Origin of the sequence: Nocardia sp. NBC_01327, assembly GCF_035958815.1 — a bacterium.
GTDB lineage: Bacteria > Actinomycetota > Actinomycetes > Mycobacteriales > Mycobacteriaceae > Nocardia.
This window is the reverse complement of record NZ_CP108383.1, coordinates 658,643-673,683: the sequence shown is the minus strand read 5'-3', so window position 1 is coordinate 673,683 and position 15,041 is coordinate 658,643. Positions and strand designations below refer to the sequence as shown.

The following is a 15,041-nucleotide window of genomic DNA, read 5'->3' as shown; positions in this document are numbered from 1 at the left end:
GCTCGGGCCGTTGTGCGTTGCCACGCATTTCCTCCGGCTACAGCCGGGTGTCGGCGTACTCGTTCATGGCGTCCCGGACGAACTCGGTGGTGCCCGCACCGTGCTTGTCGTAGTTCGCCGCGAAGCGCGGGTCGGCGACGTACATTTCGCCGAGGTTCTTGAAGTACTGGGCCGGCGGGCACTTACCCTGCCAGCCGAGGGTCACCCAGTCGTAGTGGCGCTGGACGATGGACTGCACCTCGTCGGCGCCGACAGCGAGTCCGGCCGCGTGTGCCCGGCCGTAGTCGGCGGCGATATCGAGGTGGGTCTGGAAGTGGGCCTTCTTATCGGCCTCGCTCATGGTGCGCCACCAGCGGTCGCCGCTCTCCCAGGCGTCCCTACCCCATCTTTCGATGACCTCGTCCTTGTACCGGCTGTTGTCGAATCCGTCGAAAACTTCCTCGGCCATGAGTGATTCACCCGCTTCCGTCTTGTGCAATGTGGTGTGCACCGAGGCGATCTGCCGCGCGATCCGGTCCTGTTCGTGCTGCAGCAATTCCAGATGCGTGCGCAGGGCGGCGGCGGTGTCCTTTTGTCCCGCAAGAACTTCGGCGATGGCCGGGAGACCCAGACCGAGTTCGCGCAGCAAAAGGATGCGCTGCAGCCGTACGAGGGAGTTCTGATCGTAATAGCGGTAACCGTTGCCACCGATCCGGGTGGGCGCCAGCAGCCCGAGCTCACCGTAATGCCGCAGCGTGCGGCTGGTGGTTCCGGCGGCTTTGGCCAGTTCCTGGATCGACCATTCGGTTGCCACGTTCGGTCCTTTCCGCTCCTGTTCGACCTCGATTAATTCAGCATGCAAGTTGACGTAGCGTCAAGGTCAAGCCTTGCGAATAGGCCATCGAATCCGTCACTGGTCAATCGACTTGCTTCGGTGAGACAGCCCGTGACACGATCCACACGCGCGCTGGCGGAACCGGCTTTCAGCGCGCCGCTCGATTCTTTTCCGGGGGATGGGGAACACCATGTTCGTTACGGGCCGCGCCCGAGTTCTTTCCTGGGCGGCCGTTGTCGCGACTGCCCTGAGTTCCACCTTCCTGCTCACCGGAACCGCCGACGCGGCGCCCGTGGTGACACTCGGTGGCGGCTCGGGCATCTACGTCGAGCAGCTCGACGATCCGACAACACTCGCCGACTGCACGCTCACCACCATCGGCTACGACCGTGACGGCAAGCTGGTCGGCATTACCGCCGGGCACTGCGGTGAGGTCGGCGCGCGCATTGCCGCCGAGTACACGCACAGCGGCGGTATCGGCGTGATCGCCAATAAGAACGCCGGAAACGACTGGTCCGTCATCGATTTCGATGCCAGCCGGGTCGCTCCGACCAAGCAGGTGGCGCAATCGGTGATCAACAGCATCGGGGCGCCGCCGAATGTCGGTGATATGGCGTGCAAGAACGGCCGCACCACCGGTTACACCTGTGGACCGGTGTGGGAGACCAATCCCAGTTGGTTCCGCAGCCAGGTGTGCGCCAATCATGGTGACTCCGGTGCGCCGGTGATCCTGGGCGATCGCCTGGTCGGAATGGTTGTCGCCGGTACGGATTTCGATGCCGGGCCGATCGATATCCAGCTGCCGGCATGCACGGGCGCCGGGGATCTGATCCACGCGCCGGAGCTGTCCACAACCATGTCGATGGTGCTGGCGGATATCGACCGGCACGGTGGCGTGGGTGCGGGGTTCCACCCGTTCTGAACCTCGCTGTGACCTGAAAGTGGCGCGGGCTCCGGAGTTTTCGGAGCCCGCGCCATTTTTCGTTGGGCACGGGTCTCGATCAGCCGGTGGCGGCGAATCGAGCGGTCAGTAGGCGGCGGTGAAACGGGCCCGGTGATGCTTGGGTTGTTCCGCTTCGTCGAGGAGCACGATGGCGAGGTCCTCCATCGAAATGGCGGAATTGCCTTCATGATCGGCGAGGAGTTCGTCGGTGCCGAGGCGGAAGACGCCGGTGCGCACGCCCGGCTCCAGCAGCGCGGCCGGGCTGAGGTAGGCCCAGTCGACCGCATGCTCGGACTCCTGGAACACGGTCAGCTGTTGATTGCAAGCATCGGCGATCGGGAGGAGTTCGGCGGGGAAGCCCGGCTGCTCGCTGAGTATCGCGCCGGTGCCCGGAACGAGGAGGCTGCCCGCGCCGCCTACCACAAGCAGCCGAATCTCTCTGTCCGCCAATGCTTCCAGAAGCGCGGCCGCGACCTGGGCGAGCTCATGCTCTTGGCCAGGCACCGGTCGCGTCGCACTGATCACGAGATCGCTCCCGGCGGCCACGGCCGCGACTTGATCGGCATCCGAAGCATCGGCCGCGCGCACCTCAACGGTGTCGGGCAGTCCGCGAACCCGGCTCGGGTCACGCGAGATGGCTCGCACGTCATGTCCGCGCCGCAGGGCTTCGGTGATCACCCGGCTGCCGACGTCGCCTGTTGCTCCGAAAACGGTGATACGCATGGCTTCTGGTCTCCTTCGAGGATGGCGAATACTGCTGCCACCAAATTCGGCAGCCGAATTGGTCGCGGTCGTCGGGCACGGGCACGGGCGCTGGGCAACGGGTGCGGACGTCGGGCGACGGGTGCTGGGCGACGGGTGCGCACGTCGGGCGGCGGGTGCGCACGTCGGTTGTGGGCGTCGGGTGTCGGGGGTTGGGCGTATCAGACTGCGTTGGACACGGCCACAGCCGTTTCCGGCGCGGGCGCTGACTTACGCGGCGCGGTCGCGAGCTGCCCGAGCAGCGTGCCGCCCAGCGCAATTGCCATTCCGAGCACCTGCAGCGGTGTCAGCGACTGACCCAGCGCGGCCCAGCCGATAATGGCGGCCGACAGCGGGCTCAACAGTCCGAGGAAGGCCACCGAGGTGGCATTGGCGCGTGCCAGGCCACGGAACCAGATGGCGTAGGCCAGCGCGGTACCGATGAGTCCGAGGTAGAGGTAACCCCCGATGGCCCGCCCGTCCAGCGCCGGCGGCGCACCCTCGATGCCGAGCGCGATCGGCACCAGCATCAGCCCGCCCGCGGTGAGCTGCCACCCCGTCATGGCAAGTGGCGTAACGCCTTCCGGCCGTCCCCAGCGCTTGGTCATGATGACGCCCGCCGACATGGAGACCGCGGCCCCGAGCGCGGCGACCACACCCAGCGTGTCGAGCGCAGCGGACGCCCGCAGCACCACCAGCCCGACGCCGCCGATACCGATCACCGCCGCAAGCAGTTTCCGCAGGGTCAACCGCTCATTAAGCACAATGGCCGCCAGCAGCAGCGCGAACAGCGGCCACGCGGAACTGAGCACCGCCGCCACGCCACCCGGCAGCCGATACGCGGCGAGGAACAGCAGCGGCATGAACGCCCCCATATTCAGCGCGCCTAGAGTGCCCGCCTTCCACACCCATTCGCCGTGCGGCAGCTTGCGCGTCATGGCCAGCAACAGCAGCCCCGCGGGCAGCGTCCGCATGAGCGCAGTGAACATCGGCCGATCCGGCGGCAGGAACTCGGTGGTGACGGCGTAGGTGGAACCCCACACCAGCGGCGCGAGCCCGGTCAGAGCAAGTGTCCCGGCGTATCCCCCGGTCCGGGTGCTGATGTTCATCATTAGCTCCTCATTGATAATCTCAACGTTAAGATAAAATCACGCAGATACCTCAACGTCAAGTATCTTAATGTTGAGATTATTTCCCGACAGGAGCCCGCGTGCCCGACGCCGTAGACCAGATCACCGCCGCCTGGCGAGAAGTCCGCCCCGACGTGGACGTCTCCCCCATGGAGATCGTCGCTCGCATCACCCGCCTGGCCCAGATCCTCGACCGCGAGTTGATCGACTTCTTCCGCACCCACAACCTCGAACGCTGGGAATTCGACGTCCTCGCCACCCTCCGCCGCTCCGCCGGCGAAACCGGCCTCACCGCAGGCGCATTGAACAAAGCAGCCATGCTCACCTCCGGCGCCATCACCAACCGCATAGACCGCCTGACCACCAAGGGCCTGGTAGCCCGCATCCCCGACCCCACCGACCGCCGCGCCATCCGCGTCAACCTCACCCCGGAGGGCCGCGACCTAGTAGACCGCCTCCTCCCCCTCCACACAGCCAACGAACAACGCCTACTGGCAGCCCTGACCCCCACCGACCGCACCCAAATCGTGAACCTCCTCCGCCACCTCTCCGAATCCCTCGGCGACACCTCCCTCACCTGAAGACGACAAAAGAGGGCGGCACTCCCGCAGGAGCACCGCCCTAACTCATTCCACCGCGTCACCACACGCGTTGCATCCAGCCGCGGCAGGCCCACGTGAGCACGGAAGCAGTTCCACCACATCTCGTTTCGTCGCCGCGGCAATCATGACGAGTTCGTCGACCCGGAGGTATTCGGGCGCGGCAAGTCGGCCGGCAAGCAATACCTCGGGGAGTCCGGTTCGCCCGGCGAGTTCACCCAGGCCCACCCCCGCACCGGTCATTGCCAACCCAATCCTGTTGCCGACACATTCGCCCATCCAGTCCACCGGACCGCCTCCCAATCGAGCCACAACGGCAACCCCGCGCCCACTACATCGGCGACACGGGGTTACCTCTTCAGTTGCTGTTCGAACATATGTTCTATTATCCAAGAGCAAACGCTGGGCGGTCAACGATCGCCGTCCACACAATCCGTGCGAGGACCCCATATCGATTACCGCTCAGCCCCCAAAAGACAGGTGAGAATCGTTGTCCGGCAACCCATTCGGCTCATACATTCGCCAACAGCGAACGGCTGCCGGTCTCACCCGCGAACAACTCGCCGAGCGCGTCAACATCTCGGCCTCGCTGATCGAGAAAATCGAACTGGGTTCCCGCCCCACCACCCTCAACACCCTGCGCATCCTCTTCGACGGCCTGAACATCCCACCCCTGCACCGCCGCCACATCCTGAACCTCAGCCTGCCCGGCGTCCTAGGCCCTTCACCCGGCCTTACTCCACCCCAGCCAACCCACGCCGACCTGGCAGACCTAGCCAGCCTCCCCCACCCCGCCGGCTTCTTCCAGATCCCGACCTTCACCCTGATCGCGGTAAACGACGCCTACCGCCACACCTTCCCCGGAATCACCAACGGCACCAACCTCATCGAATGGCTCCTCCTGAACCCCACCGCCCGCTCAACCATCCTCGATTGGCACCGGGAGGCCCACCGCCTCGTCTATGGCCTCCGCACCCTGACCCCCGACCCCACCACCAACACCCACATCGCCGAAATCATCGAGAACTGCCGAACCATCCCGGAGTGGGAACACCTATGGACAACCGACGTCCCCACCGAGGACTTGTTCCGCGAGCAGATCACCATCCGAGACCCCACGAACAACCAAGTCCACCAACTGAACGCCCGCCTCTACAGCCCAGAATTCCCCGACCGCCCCTGGTGGCTCTACCGCCTCATCCCGATCCCCCGCCAACCCTGAGTCAGCGCGCCTGCGCATACCCCATGACGTGGCCGAACCACTCGCTCACCGAACCACGATGCTCGATTCTCCCCGATTCAAGCACCTCCCACACCGGCGGATCGGGAGTGTCCCTATCGGGATCGATGACCCCGAGATCGCCCGGTTCTGCATCACAGAATTAGTTCACCATCTATGAATTCATCTTCAAGAATCCATGAAATTCCCGGATCGCGTTCGAAAATAGATCCTCAGGAACCAATACCGTCACGAATTGCTCATAAAGGGACTTGACAGATACCTCATTATTACCCACTAACCGCGCTCGGGTGGCATTTAAAGATACACCGTGAGGTTCGGCCGGGTAGTGCCTCACAATTTCTCTCCATTCAGATATGACCCATTCAACACCGTCCAGAGAACGTACATCATCCATGAAGTCTGATATCGCGTGTCGAACCTCCTCGGATACCGACCCATTCTCGGCGATTATAAAATCATCTTCGTCATAATGAAAAACCCAATGACTAACAGGCGAAACCATTAACTATCCTCCCGGAAAGAACGTAGAGAGCCCATCTTTGATTACCATGCCGAGAACTCGGATGCCTTTGTAAAGGATCTTCACCTTACCTCGTTTCGGTGTCTGTCTCGCAAGCAGTTCAGCACAGCCCCTGGGCATCTTGCATGGTCACCTCGGCAAGAATGGTCCCGTTAAGTTGTTCGTGCATTGTTCCAGGAATGATGGCCCGATCTGGCATAGCGGCATCGAGGGCATGCCAGCCTTGTGCCTTAAGAAGCTTGGTAATACCTACGGCCCAGTCCAGCGATCATTCGTAACGATGGAAGTTCGGCACACCCGCTATCGATGCCGGATCATCTATAGGGAGAATATGAATGTTTTCATTCGCTCGCGCACGAGAGACCCTAATTCCGTTGTTACACGATTCACACCACATGACAACGTAACCGATTTTCGATTCGGAACTTCCAATAAATCGAAACTGCAGGGTCAATAGATTACAGGTAGGGCAACCGATCGACGGTATAGGCTGACCATCCAAAACCCTGGATAATTCTCCGATCCAGGCTGATCTGAGGCTCACTTACCCAATCCCTTCTGATAGTAGGTCCAGAACTGCTCCTCGATAGAGTGCGCGGCTACCTCCCATTCATGCATGGTTTCCATGGATTGACCACCACCATAGACTCTTGCCTGCCATACATGTGTACGCTCATGTCCCAGAGTCTTGACCAGTTCCTCCATCGATGTAAAGGCATCAGGATACAGCGTGATCAAGCTGCCGTCAGGAGTTGTGTGCCCGAAGAGATTTCTACCGACGAGATCCGGATTTCGATCAATCGTTATTTTGACTCCCTTGAAAGTAATCTCCGCCTGAACAGCAGCTTGCTGGACAGCACGCTTCTGCATAGGTACCGCGAGTTCGGAGAAAGCACCGAGATTCTCTGTGCGCCGCAGATAACCACTAGCGGGCGCCTTCCATGTTGATACGGCACCAGATCCGATTTCACGCTTTGTACTGATCCCATTTAATCCACGAATAGTCTGAGCGATACCTTGACGGACAGACGCAGCCGCAGAGCGCACGGACAGTTCCACATCTGAGACAGATAATCCGACTGCCTTCGAACCCGATAGCACGGCATTCACAACACCCCTTGCTGCTGAACTCAGACTGCTGGCCGAATATGCGGCTGGATTTATTTCTCCGGCACCGGATTTGAATACGGGAGTAATATCGCCAATAGGCAGGACGGGTCCCCGACCTGTCGGCCCTACCGACAGATCCCTCGGTGCAAGTGAGACGTCTCTGACTATGTTTGTCCCAACAGGCCCTGGAGAAGTCGGCGGGATTTCAGCGCGCAGCCCCGGTGCGAACTCGTTGGCTATTGGCGGGACCGACACCGGTGGTCTGACGGTACGGCCGGGAGTGGACTCCAGGGCTGGGCCGATGTGGGATGGTGGGATGGCTAGGCGGTCTATGTCTGCGAGGACCTGTTGGGTGCGTAGTTGCCGTCCGATTTGCATGGCTTCGAATGCGTTTCTGGCATTGCCGAGACCAGCGGCGAGGCGGGAACTGGCGAGAAGTTCGGCTGCGCCTGCTCGTAGGGCTCGGGCTCCAGTCGCCGCGGCGCCGACGCCAGGGATGAGCATTGAGGCGTTCAGGCCGAATTCGGCTGCTGCCCAGGCGACTTCTCCGCCGCTGTGGTCACCCTTGCCGTGGGCCGCTTCCCAGAGGACTACGCCTGGTTCGACGAACATGCCGTAGAGGTCGTCGCCCAGGCTGGTCATCTTCGGGCGGGGTGGGGGTGGGGCGGTGTAGCGGGCCGGGTTGTTGGGGTCGGTGAAGTACTGGGCCTTCGAGGTTGTTTCCTGGACGTATTTCTCGATGGCCGGATCGGTGTAGGGGTGGATTCCGATTTCGCGCAGTCGGGTCAGGGCTTGTGTTTTTGCGGTGCGCTCGTCTTCGGTCTGGGCGTCGTAGAAGGCCCATTGGAGGTCGTAACCCTGTTCTTCGCTGGTGTAGCGTGCCGCGGCCAGGCGTGCGAGAGCCCGCTGGTACGGGGTGGGTCCGTTGAGTACCGTTTGCAATGGGCCGTTCTGGACCTCGGCTATATCGGCCGCCAATTGTTCTGCGGTGTAGTTGAATCCGTAGACGTCTCGGCCGAGTCGATACCTATTCGTGGGCTCGGTGATCGATACAGGTACCGGAGGCGTGACGGGCACGACCGGAACCGAAGCTTGGGCGGTGACCGTAATCGGCGGGATACCCTCGCTGCCAGGTCCGGTGATACCTGGGATGAAAGGTACGTTCGGCGGGAGTGGCTTCGTGCTTTGCAGGGCGGCGGGGCTTTGCGCGTTGGCGGATTGGTCCGCCGCCAGCTGTTCGGGGGACTTCAACGAGCCGTCGTAGTTGTAGTAGGGCGTCAGGCCTAACAGCAGCACAAGACTTGGGCTGATGTGGGCAGGTCGCTCGGGTGTGACCGTGGTGGGCGGTGGGGGGGCCGCCAGGACTGTTCCGGCGGGATTGTTCGGCTGCGGATTCGGGTTGCCAGGGCTGGCTGGTACTGGTTGCTGTGGAACCGGTACCGGATTCGGTGGCGCGGCGGGCGGGGCCGGCGGTCGGGTATCTCCCCTGAGACCCGGATTCGCCAACCCTGGCTTCATGTGGCCGGTTTCCGGATCCTCATGCATGGGGAACGGAGGCACTGGCCCCTGCGGACCACCCGGCGCGGCCGGATCCTGAAACGGCACACCGATCGGCTGGGCAACCGGAATAGGCCGGCCCACTGCAGTATCCGGTGAATCCGACATCAGGGCATTCGCATTGTGGATCCGCGCCAATAGCTGAGCAGCAGCCGCACCATTCGAGACCGGAAGGTCGCGTACCTTCCCGCTGCCAGGCATAGCGGCAGCCGCCGGCACTGCGCCCGCGAGCCAGTTACTCCGCTGGGTGATCCACGAGGGCGGACCAGCTGTGTTGATCAACATGGAAGCTGGTCCGCCTTTCGGATCTGGGCACAAAAAATCCCCATCCCGAACGGGAATGGGGAGGGCTGGCAGTGCGGCCGGTGCCTTATGGCGTCGGCGTCTTCATCGACTTCTTCAGCGCTACTCCGCGATTCACTCGCTTGACTCGGGTCGAGGTATCGCCTTGCGGCAGATGATTGAAGTTGAAGGTTCGCGAACCGCCGGCAGCGGAACTGGAGACCGTCGAAGCGCTGAAACTTCCGGGCTTCCAGGCGGGAACAGGGCTGGACATGGCGGCTCCTACTTCTCGAGCTTCTCCAGGCGCGTGAGCGCCTCGGCGATAGCATCGACGAGGGTGCGATTACCGAGCTGGGGCCAACCGGCGTATTCGGCGCCGTCGCGCTGGCCCTGCCCGCACAGCTGCTCGCGAATGTCCTTGACATCGCTACTGATCGGGCCGCAGAACGCGGTGATGAAATCCTGGATCCGGGTGACTTCGGCGGCGCTCATGGCGGCGTCCTCTCCATCGATAAGGGCCTGGACATCGGCGCGGAACGCGTCCATGTCGATGCCGTAGGGGTCGATCTTTCCTTCGGAGCTGTACTCGCGGTGGGCTACACAGTCGTCGGCATTGCGGCCGATGCGGCGGAGTATGGCGGCGCAGCCGCGCCTGTAGGCGTCGAGTTGTACTGGGGTCCAGTCGGTTCCGTCTCCTCGGGAAACGGCTTCGATGCCGATGGTGTGGTAGTTGGCGTTGTTGGTCGGCCAGCCGGGCCAGGAGCCGCGCCCGGCGTGCCAGCAGACGCCTACTGCGATCACGCGGTAGGTGCCGTCCCGCTCCAGAACCAGTTGGGCCAGTGGGCCTTCGAGGTCGGGCCGACCGTATTCGACGATGCGCCAGTCATCGGTGCCGCCGCCCGCGGTGTGGTGGCAGAGCACACCGCGCAGGTCGCCGAAGTCGCCGTGCCCGCGGTCACGCCAGCCGTCATGTTCGATTACTCGTAATCCGGCTTCGCGCAGCGCATCTGCCAGCCATACCGGATCGCCTGTCCAAGACATCTCTTCACTCACCTCCCCGCTATGCGGCATCGAAGGAGACGTAGGTGGTCGCTCCACCTTGAACGGTCGCGTTGGTCGACCAGGGAACACTGGTGGTGTTGTTCATTTGAACCCACACTCGGTCGCCCGGTTGGAGGGTCACCTGAACGTCCTGCAACGTGAGCGATGTGGCGTTGGTAGCGAAGTCGGCTGACTTGAGTTCGCTGTCGTTGAGCATGAGCATCAGGTGCAGGGCGCCGTACTGCGGGGACCACGCGGCCTTCAACTGCACACTGCAGTGCACGATGACCGCGCCTGTGCTTGCCGAGATCAACTCGTTGTTGGCGCTGATGATCGTGCCGCCATAGCCGCTCCTGGCGGTCCAGCCCGCCAACCTCGCGTTGGTGGCTCCGGCATTGACAGCCTGGTCTGCGTTCTTGTTCATGCCCATGGGCACAACCCCGGTCGAGGCGACGGTAATGAAGGGCATCAGATCGTCACGCCCCTCAGACTCACTTGCAAACCTTTGCCTGCCGGGTTGTCGACGGTGGTGACGAACACCGTGAGGCGATCACCAACGGCGAAGCTCCACGGCCCATTGGCCGTCACAATGGTGTCGACCGCATGATTCGCGGCAGCGATCGTCGCTGAGGTGTTGGCGAATGTGGTGCCGTTCTTGCGGAGTTCGACAACGAGATTGCCGGTGCCCGCGGTTTCACCGCGGTAGGTGATCGCGCTGACGGAGATGTTCCGCTCGAGGCGCAACCCCTCGGGCATCACATTGCCTGCGCCCGCCACCCGGGTTCCGTTGTGCGACTTGAAGGCGATGTCGTAAACCTGCCCGGCCGTGGTCGGCGTACGTGCATCCGACAGGCGCGGATCCGTTGCGGCGACAGCAGCGACCGCTGTGCGTACGGCGGTTGCGTCGGCGGCGGTCAGCACCGAGCGCCCGGTCACGGTCGCATCGGAAATCTGGCTCGCCGTGTGGGTGTGCGCTACAGGAGTGCGGGCATCGGAAAGCCGTGCATCGTCTCCGGCGGCAGCGGTGCCCGATGTGGTCCCGAGCGTCGCCGGGAAAGTGGCGGGCCTATTGGTGATTCCGGCCCAATCAGTGGTTCCCGCCTGGCCACGCACCACGATGCCCTGGCCATTGGGCGTCCAGCCACCGACTGTCCGATAGACGTACAGCAGTCCGTCGGCCTTCACCACGTACTGCGCGCCATCCTTGGGCGCGGCGGGCAACGCCGCGTAGGTCGCAGCCTGGCCGTCGAACTGGATTCCGCTGCCGCGTTCACCGCGCGTGACGGCATTGCCGGGGCTGGCGGGCACCGGCGAGACCAGCGTGAGGTCGACCAGCCCGGTGGAACCGGTATCCGGGTTGGCCGGGTCCGCACCCGGAACATATTCGGGCACAGTGAAACTGAAGGGGTCGAGCGCAACGGGTTCACCGTCGTAGCTCAGATCGAACGATGCTCGCCACGTCCAGTTGCCCGGGTTGGTATCGACACTCGGGGCTACCAGCCGGATCCCGCGCTTGCCGCGCCAGGTGAGGTAGCCGAATTCGTCGAGCTCGCACACATAGTGGTTGGGCAGCTGCACGTAGGTGGCGGGGGCGGGCTGACCGCCGGCCACCAGGATCTTCGGTGCATCGGCGGTGAAGGTGAGAGTGCCTGCCAGGGGCGGGAATTCGGGCAGCTCACCGATGTCGGGCCCGTCGGCGACATTGGCGAGGAACCGCCCGACGACCTTTCCGTACTTCAGCGGGGGCAGATCGGCCATGGAGGATGCCTTTCGAACAGCGGGCAGCCGGAAGCGGCGTACCTGAGAGTTGGGCTCCGAGGAGCCTGGGAGACAGTCGATTCCGGAACTACACGGGATCGGCGTAGACGGTCACCTGTGCGTCATTGGCTTTGACGAAATACCGTTCGGTGCCGATCACACGGCGCGCGACGACGTACAGCGTGATGGTCTGATTGGCGGGCACCACACCGAAACTGGAGTTCGGCGTCATCGGGAACTGGAACCACGGCGAGATCCAGACGCTCGTGAAGGTGGGGACGCTGGTGCCGTTTCCGTAGCCGACAAGATCACCGGTGGGGCTGCCGATGCGGACTTCGACATTGCAGCGGGACTTGTAGCGCGGGCCTTCGGTGCCGATATTGATCCAGCCCTCGACCATGGGCCGCCAATTCATCGATTGGCTGGGAATGGTGAGGGTGGCCAGCACTTTCGAATCCTCGTTGAGGCCGGTGCCACCGGCGAATTGGCCCTGACCGATGGCCCACGGTCCGCCGAGGCGCGGGCTGGGGATTGGCACGAACTTCTGCAGTGCCGTATTCCAGGACAGGACAAGGTCCTGCCCGAGCGGATGGGTGTCGTCGATCAGGACATCGGCCGAATCCTGAATGCGCCCCGCGGCGCCCGCGTCACCGACGTCACCGGTATCGCCCCGAGGGAAAGTGATTTCGACATTCTGACTCGGTGCGGTTCCGGTGATCCGAGCGCTCGCAGCGGACCCATTGGGCCCAGCGACAGCAGATCCGCTGAGCCGGTTGGCCTTTCCGCGGGCACCCACCTTGGTGAAAGCATTCGCGAACGCGAAGAGCTCCAGCCCGGTCCAGTAGTAGACCGCGTTCTCGGCAACCACTCGCCACGCTTTGCGCGCATCAGCGGTGGTGAGATTGAGCGCTCGCAGCGCGGCGACGTCGGCGACGTCGCCCTGCCAATCCCACGGCCAGGCCGGGTCACCGACGGGACCGGTGTCACCGGCCGGTCCCTGCCGCAGTTCGATCAGCGCTTCCCGATCGATGTGCTCGACGGGATTCACAGTGTGCGGCAACCCGATCGAGTCGGCGATACCGCGCATGGTGATCATGACATTGTCGTCGTAGACGGTAGTGGGTTCGTTGGTCACAGCTGTTGCTCCGTACTCAGGCGGGCGTCGGCGCGAAGCCGACCGGCTGTGCCCAGCAAAGGATTTGAGCGCCGCCCTGGTAGTAGTAATAGTTGGAACTGCCGGTGATGCGGCGCAGCACCACATACAGCACGACAGGCTGACCGGCCGGAATCACGCCGACGGTGCTGTCCGGGGTGATTCGCGCGCCGAAGAACGGCTGGAAGCGGCACGCGCCATCGATGCCCGAGGGTGTGCCGGAGCCCAATGCCACGAGCTGACCGCTGTCGGAGCCCAGGCGGACTTCGGCGTCGACCCGGGTGTCGAAGGTTTGCGCGTTCTCAGCGGTCTGAACATAGACGGCGCCGGCGACCACCGGCCGCCAGTCGGCGTCCTGGGCCGGAATATTCAATCGCGCCACGGTATTCGGTGAGGTGCCGATGTTCATCTGAGTGGCGGCCCACGCCGGGCCGCCATCCCATGCGACGGTTTCGGCGATAGACCATGGGCCGCGCAATCCGGGGTACGGCCTCGGCGTCCACTTGCCCGCACCCGAATCCCACTGGGGTACAGCCTTATCGATGTGCGTGCCGTTGGAATAGTCGGGTGCGTTGCGAATCGGCCCGGGGCTACCCGGAGCTCCCTTGAGCCCCTTCACTCCACGCGGAACCGTCAGGTTCAAGGTCAGATTCGGCGCGGTGCCGGTAATCGTAGCCTGTAGGTCCGAGCCGACCGGCCCGGTATCGACGGTACCGATACTGACGGTGCATGAGATACCGTCCGGCCCGGCCGCACCGAACGCGTCGGTGAAATTGTCGAATCCGGCGCCGTTCCAATACACGAGCGTGTCGTTCGACAGCACTCGCCAAGCTTTACCTGCCTGTGCCACACCGAGTTTGGCCGACAGCGCAGTCAGTGCGGCCTGGTCGGCGATATCGCCCTCCCACCGAAATGCCCGGCACGGTTCGCCGGCTGGACCGGTGGGCCCCGGCGACCCGGTCATCAGTTCCAGTGATCCGTCGCGGGGTGTGGCGTGCATGGACTGAACCAGGCCCGGCGTGCCGATACCCTCGTCGAGTCCGCGGATGAGGGTGTGTTCGAAGTATTCACCAATAGTGGACATGTCACCTCACTCAGATGGGTCGGGCGTAGACGACGAGCGATGCCCTGCTGGTCCGGTAACCGATCGCGGCGTTGCCGTTATCGCGTTCGACGGCGACGATCAGGTTGGCGGGCTGTCCGGCCGGAACAACAGCGAAATCCGATGTCGGCGAAAGGGTTCGGGTGGACTGCTCATCGCGGTAGGTGGGAATGATCGGCGAGTACAGGTAGACGCCCGAACCGCCGGCCGTCGCCCCGACCACCTGGCCCTGCGAGTTGTACAGTCGCACGGCCACCCGCGCGGACTGCTGCCCGTTGTTCACCGAATAGGTCGAGATATGCCCGTAAACGACAGGCCGCCAAGCGAACGGCTGCGCCGGGATCGTGAAGGTTCCGGCGATCAGCTGCCCCACCGAGGTTTCCTGGTCTGCGACGAAATCGGACTCGTACCAGGACCATGGGCCGACACCCAGCGGTGCGGGCATGCCGCGGAACTTTCCGCTGGAGCGCTGGTATGCGAAGACACCGCCGTGAGTGAGGCCGGAGGTCTGGTCGAAGTCGGGCGACTTGGTGATCAGCCCGGAGACGCCGGCCGGGCCCTTCGCGCCCTGCGGACCGGCGGGCGCGGTCGTATTCAACTGCTGTTGTGCACCCGCGCCGAGGAATTCGACCGCCGGAGTGGTGAGATTCGGAAGATTCTTGGTCGGGGCGGCGGTGATCTGGTTGGCGTCAGCGATCGGTCCGCGCACGCCGACTGCGGCGGGCGAATGTTTCCACGCCGTGCCGGTCCAGACGTCCATGCCATTGTCGTCGAGCCGATGCCACCATTTGCCGCGATCTTCAGCGTTGAGACCGGTGGGCCTGGCCCCCGCATTGGGGATCTCCCCCATCTTGCGGAAGGTGCTGCGCGGTCGTCCGCGCTGTCCCTGTGCCCCGGCCGGACCGGCGGGCAGCGGGAGGTAAGCGACGTCATCGGAGACCGAGACCGTCGCGGTGAGGATCGGCACGCCGTCGATATCGAGCTGCCGATCCACGCTCAGGTGAGCGGGAAAACTGGTGTCCGCCATAGGTTTCACTCCTTCACGGGG

At 63.5% G+C, this 15,041-nt stretch carries 15 protein-coding genes; 3 read left to right on the top strand and 12 right to left on the bottom strand.

Annotated features, from left to right (window positions below; all coding sequences use genetic code 11):
* Positions 1–37: 37 nt before the first annotated feature.
* Entirely contained in the window at positions 38–793 is a 756-nt protein-coding gene (locus OG326_RS02980; RefSeq protein ID WP_327143101.1) for a MerR family transcriptional regulator, read from the bottom strand.
* 211 nt (positions 794–1,004) lie between these two features.
* Here OG326_RS02980 and OG326_RS02975 point away from each other — a divergent pair, with 211 nt between their 5' ends.
* On the top strand, positions 1,005–1,736 hold the full coding sequence (locus tag OG326_RS02975) for a S1 family peptidase (RefSeq protein WP_327143100.1): 732 nt from the start codon (positions 1,005–1,007) through the stop codon (positions 1,734–1,736).
* Between the two features lie 105 nt (positions 1,737–1,841).
* Here OG326_RS02975 and OG326_RS02970 read toward each other — a convergent pair whose 3' ends face one another.
* Both OG326_RS02970 and OG326_RS02965 read right to left on the bottom strand, forming a co-directional pair.
* Positions 1,842–2,480 (bottom strand): NAD(P)-dependent oxidoreductase, encoded by a 639-nt coding sequence (locus OG326_RS02970; protein ID WP_327143099.1) that lies wholly within the window; start codon positions 2,478–2,480, stop codon positions 1,842–1,844.
* Between the two features lie 200 nt (positions 2,481–2,680).
* The gene (locus tag OG326_RS02965; protein WP_327143098.1) at positions 2,681–3,607 is read right to left on the bottom strand and encodes an EamA family transporter; all 927 of its coding nucleotides are present in this window, start codon (positions 3,605–3,607) and stop codon (positions 2,681–2,683) included.
* 101 nt (positions 3,608–3,708) lie between these two features.
* Here OG326_RS02965 and OG326_RS02960 point away from each other — a divergent pair, with 101 nt between their 5' ends.
* Positions 3,709–4,209: a MarR family winged helix-turn-helix transcriptional regulator gene (locus tag OG326_RS02960; RefSeq protein ID WP_327143097.1), complete on the top strand. Its 501-nt coding sequence runs from the start codon at positions 3,709–3,711 to the stop codon at positions 4,207–4,209.
* Positions 4,210–4,254: 45 nt separating this feature from the next.
* Here the strand turns inward: OG326_RS02960 and OG326_RS02955 are convergent, their stop codons facing one another.
* Positions 4,255–4,470 (bottom strand): hypothetical protein, encoded by a 216-nt coding sequence (locus tag OG326_RS02955; RefSeq protein WP_327143096.1) that lies wholly within the window; start codon positions 4,468–4,470, stop codon positions 4,255–4,257.
* A gap of 247 nt (positions 4,471–4,717) precedes the next feature.
* On the opposite strand from OG326_RS02955, the gene OG326_RS02950 reads away from it, so the two are divergent.
* Positions 4,718–5,449: a helix-turn-helix domain-containing protein gene (locus tag OG326_RS02950; protein WP_327143095.1), complete on the top strand. Its 732-nt coding sequence runs from the start codon at positions 4,718–4,720 to the stop codon at positions 5,447–5,449.
* A 1,081-nt stretch (positions 5,450–6,530) separates the two neighbouring features.
* Here OG326_RS02950 and OG326_RS02945 read toward each other — a convergent pair.
* From OG326_RS02945 to OG326_RS02910, 8 genes are all read right to left on the bottom strand, one after another.
* On the bottom strand, positions 6,531–8,396 hold the full coding sequence (locus tag OG326_RS02945) for a hypothetical protein (RefSeq protein ID WP_327143094.1): 1,866 nt from the start codon (positions 8,394–8,396) through the stop codon (positions 6,531–6,533).
* 631 nt (positions 8,397–9,027) lie between these two features.
* Positions 9,028–9,213, bottom strand: a complete 186-nt coding sequence (locus OG326_RS02940; protein ID WP_327143093.1) for a hypothetical protein — start codon at positions 9,211–9,213, stop codon at positions 9,028–9,030.
* Positions 9,214–9,221: 8 nt separating this feature from the next.
* Positions 9,222–9,980: a peptidoglycan recognition protein family protein gene (locus tag OG326_RS02935; RefSeq protein WP_327143092.1), complete on the bottom strand. Its 759-nt coding sequence runs from the start codon at positions 9,978–9,980 to the stop codon at positions 9,222–9,224.
* A gap of 19 nt (positions 9,981–9,999) precedes the next feature.
* A complete protein-coding gene (locus OG326_RS02930; RefSeq protein WP_327143091.1) occupies positions 10,000–10,410 on the bottom strand; it encodes a hypothetical protein in 411 nt (136 codons plus the stop codon).
* 38 nt (positions 10,411–10,448) lie between these two features.
* Positions 10,449–11,738 carry a hypothetical protein gene (locus tag OG326_RS02925; RefSeq protein ID WP_327143090.1) on the bottom strand — a complete coding sequence of 430 codons (1,290 nt, stop codon included), beginning with the start codon at positions 11,736–11,738 and terminating at the stop codon, positions 10,449–10,451.
* Positions 11,739–11,826: 88 nt separating this feature from the next.
* On the bottom strand, positions 11,827–12,873 hold the full coding sequence (locus OG326_RS02920; protein WP_327143089.1) for a hypothetical protein: 1,047 nt from the start codon (positions 12,871–12,873) through the stop codon (positions 11,827–11,829).
* 16 nt (positions 12,874–12,889) lie between these two features.
* A complete protein-coding gene (locus OG326_RS02915) occupies positions 12,890–13,975 on the bottom strand; it encodes a hypothetical protein (RefSeq protein ID WP_327143088.1) in 1,086 nt (361 codons plus the stop codon).
* 10 nt (positions 13,976–13,985) lie between these two features.
* Positions 13,986–15,020 (bottom strand): hypothetical protein, encoded by a 1,035-nt coding sequence (locus tag OG326_RS02910; RefSeq protein ID WP_327143087.1) that lies wholly within the window; start codon positions 15,018–15,020, stop codon positions 13,986–13,988.
* Positions 15,021–15,041 lie beyond the last annotated feature (21 nt).

Coding starts and splice junctions, on each gene's coding strand:
- OG326_RS02975 (WP_327143100.1), top strand. CDS start 1,005: ATGTTCGTTACGGGCCGCGCCCGAGTTCTTTCCTGGGCGGCCGTTGTC.
- OG326_RS02970 (WP_327143099.1), bottom strand. CDS start 2,480: ATGCGTATCACCGTTTTCGGAGCAACAGGCGACGTCGGCAGCCGGGTG.
- OG326_RS02910 (WP_327143087.1), bottom strand. CDS start 15,020: ATGGCGGACACCAGTTTTCCCGCTCACCTGAGCGTGGATCGGCAGCTC.
- OG326_RS02940 (WP_327143093.1), bottom strand. CDS start 9,213: ATGTCCAGCCCTGTTCCCGCCTGGAAGCCCGGAAGTTTCAGCGCTTCG.
- OG326_RS02965 (WP_327143098.1), bottom strand. CDS start 3,607: ATGAACATCAGCACCCGGACCGGGGGATACGCCGGGACACTTGCTCTG.
- OG326_RS02930 (WP_327143091.1), bottom strand. CDS start 10,410: ATGGGCATGAACAAGAACGCAGACCAGGCTGTCAATGCCGGAGCCACC.
- OG326_RS02925 (WP_327143090.1), bottom strand. CDS start 11,738: ATGGCCGATCTGCCCCCGCTGAAGTACGGAAAGGTCGTCGGGCGGTTC.
- OG326_RS02935 (WP_327143092.1), bottom strand. CDS start 9,980: ATGTCTTGGACAGGCGATCCGGTATGGCTGGCAGATGCGCTGCGCGAA.
- OG326_RS02955 (WP_327143096.1), bottom strand. CDS start 4,470: ATGACCGGTGCGGGGGTGGGCCTGGGTGAACTCGCCGGGCGAACCGGA.
- OG326_RS02915 (WP_327143088.1), bottom strand. CDS start 13,975: ATGTCCACTATTGGTGAATACTTCGAACACACCCTCATCCGCGGACTC.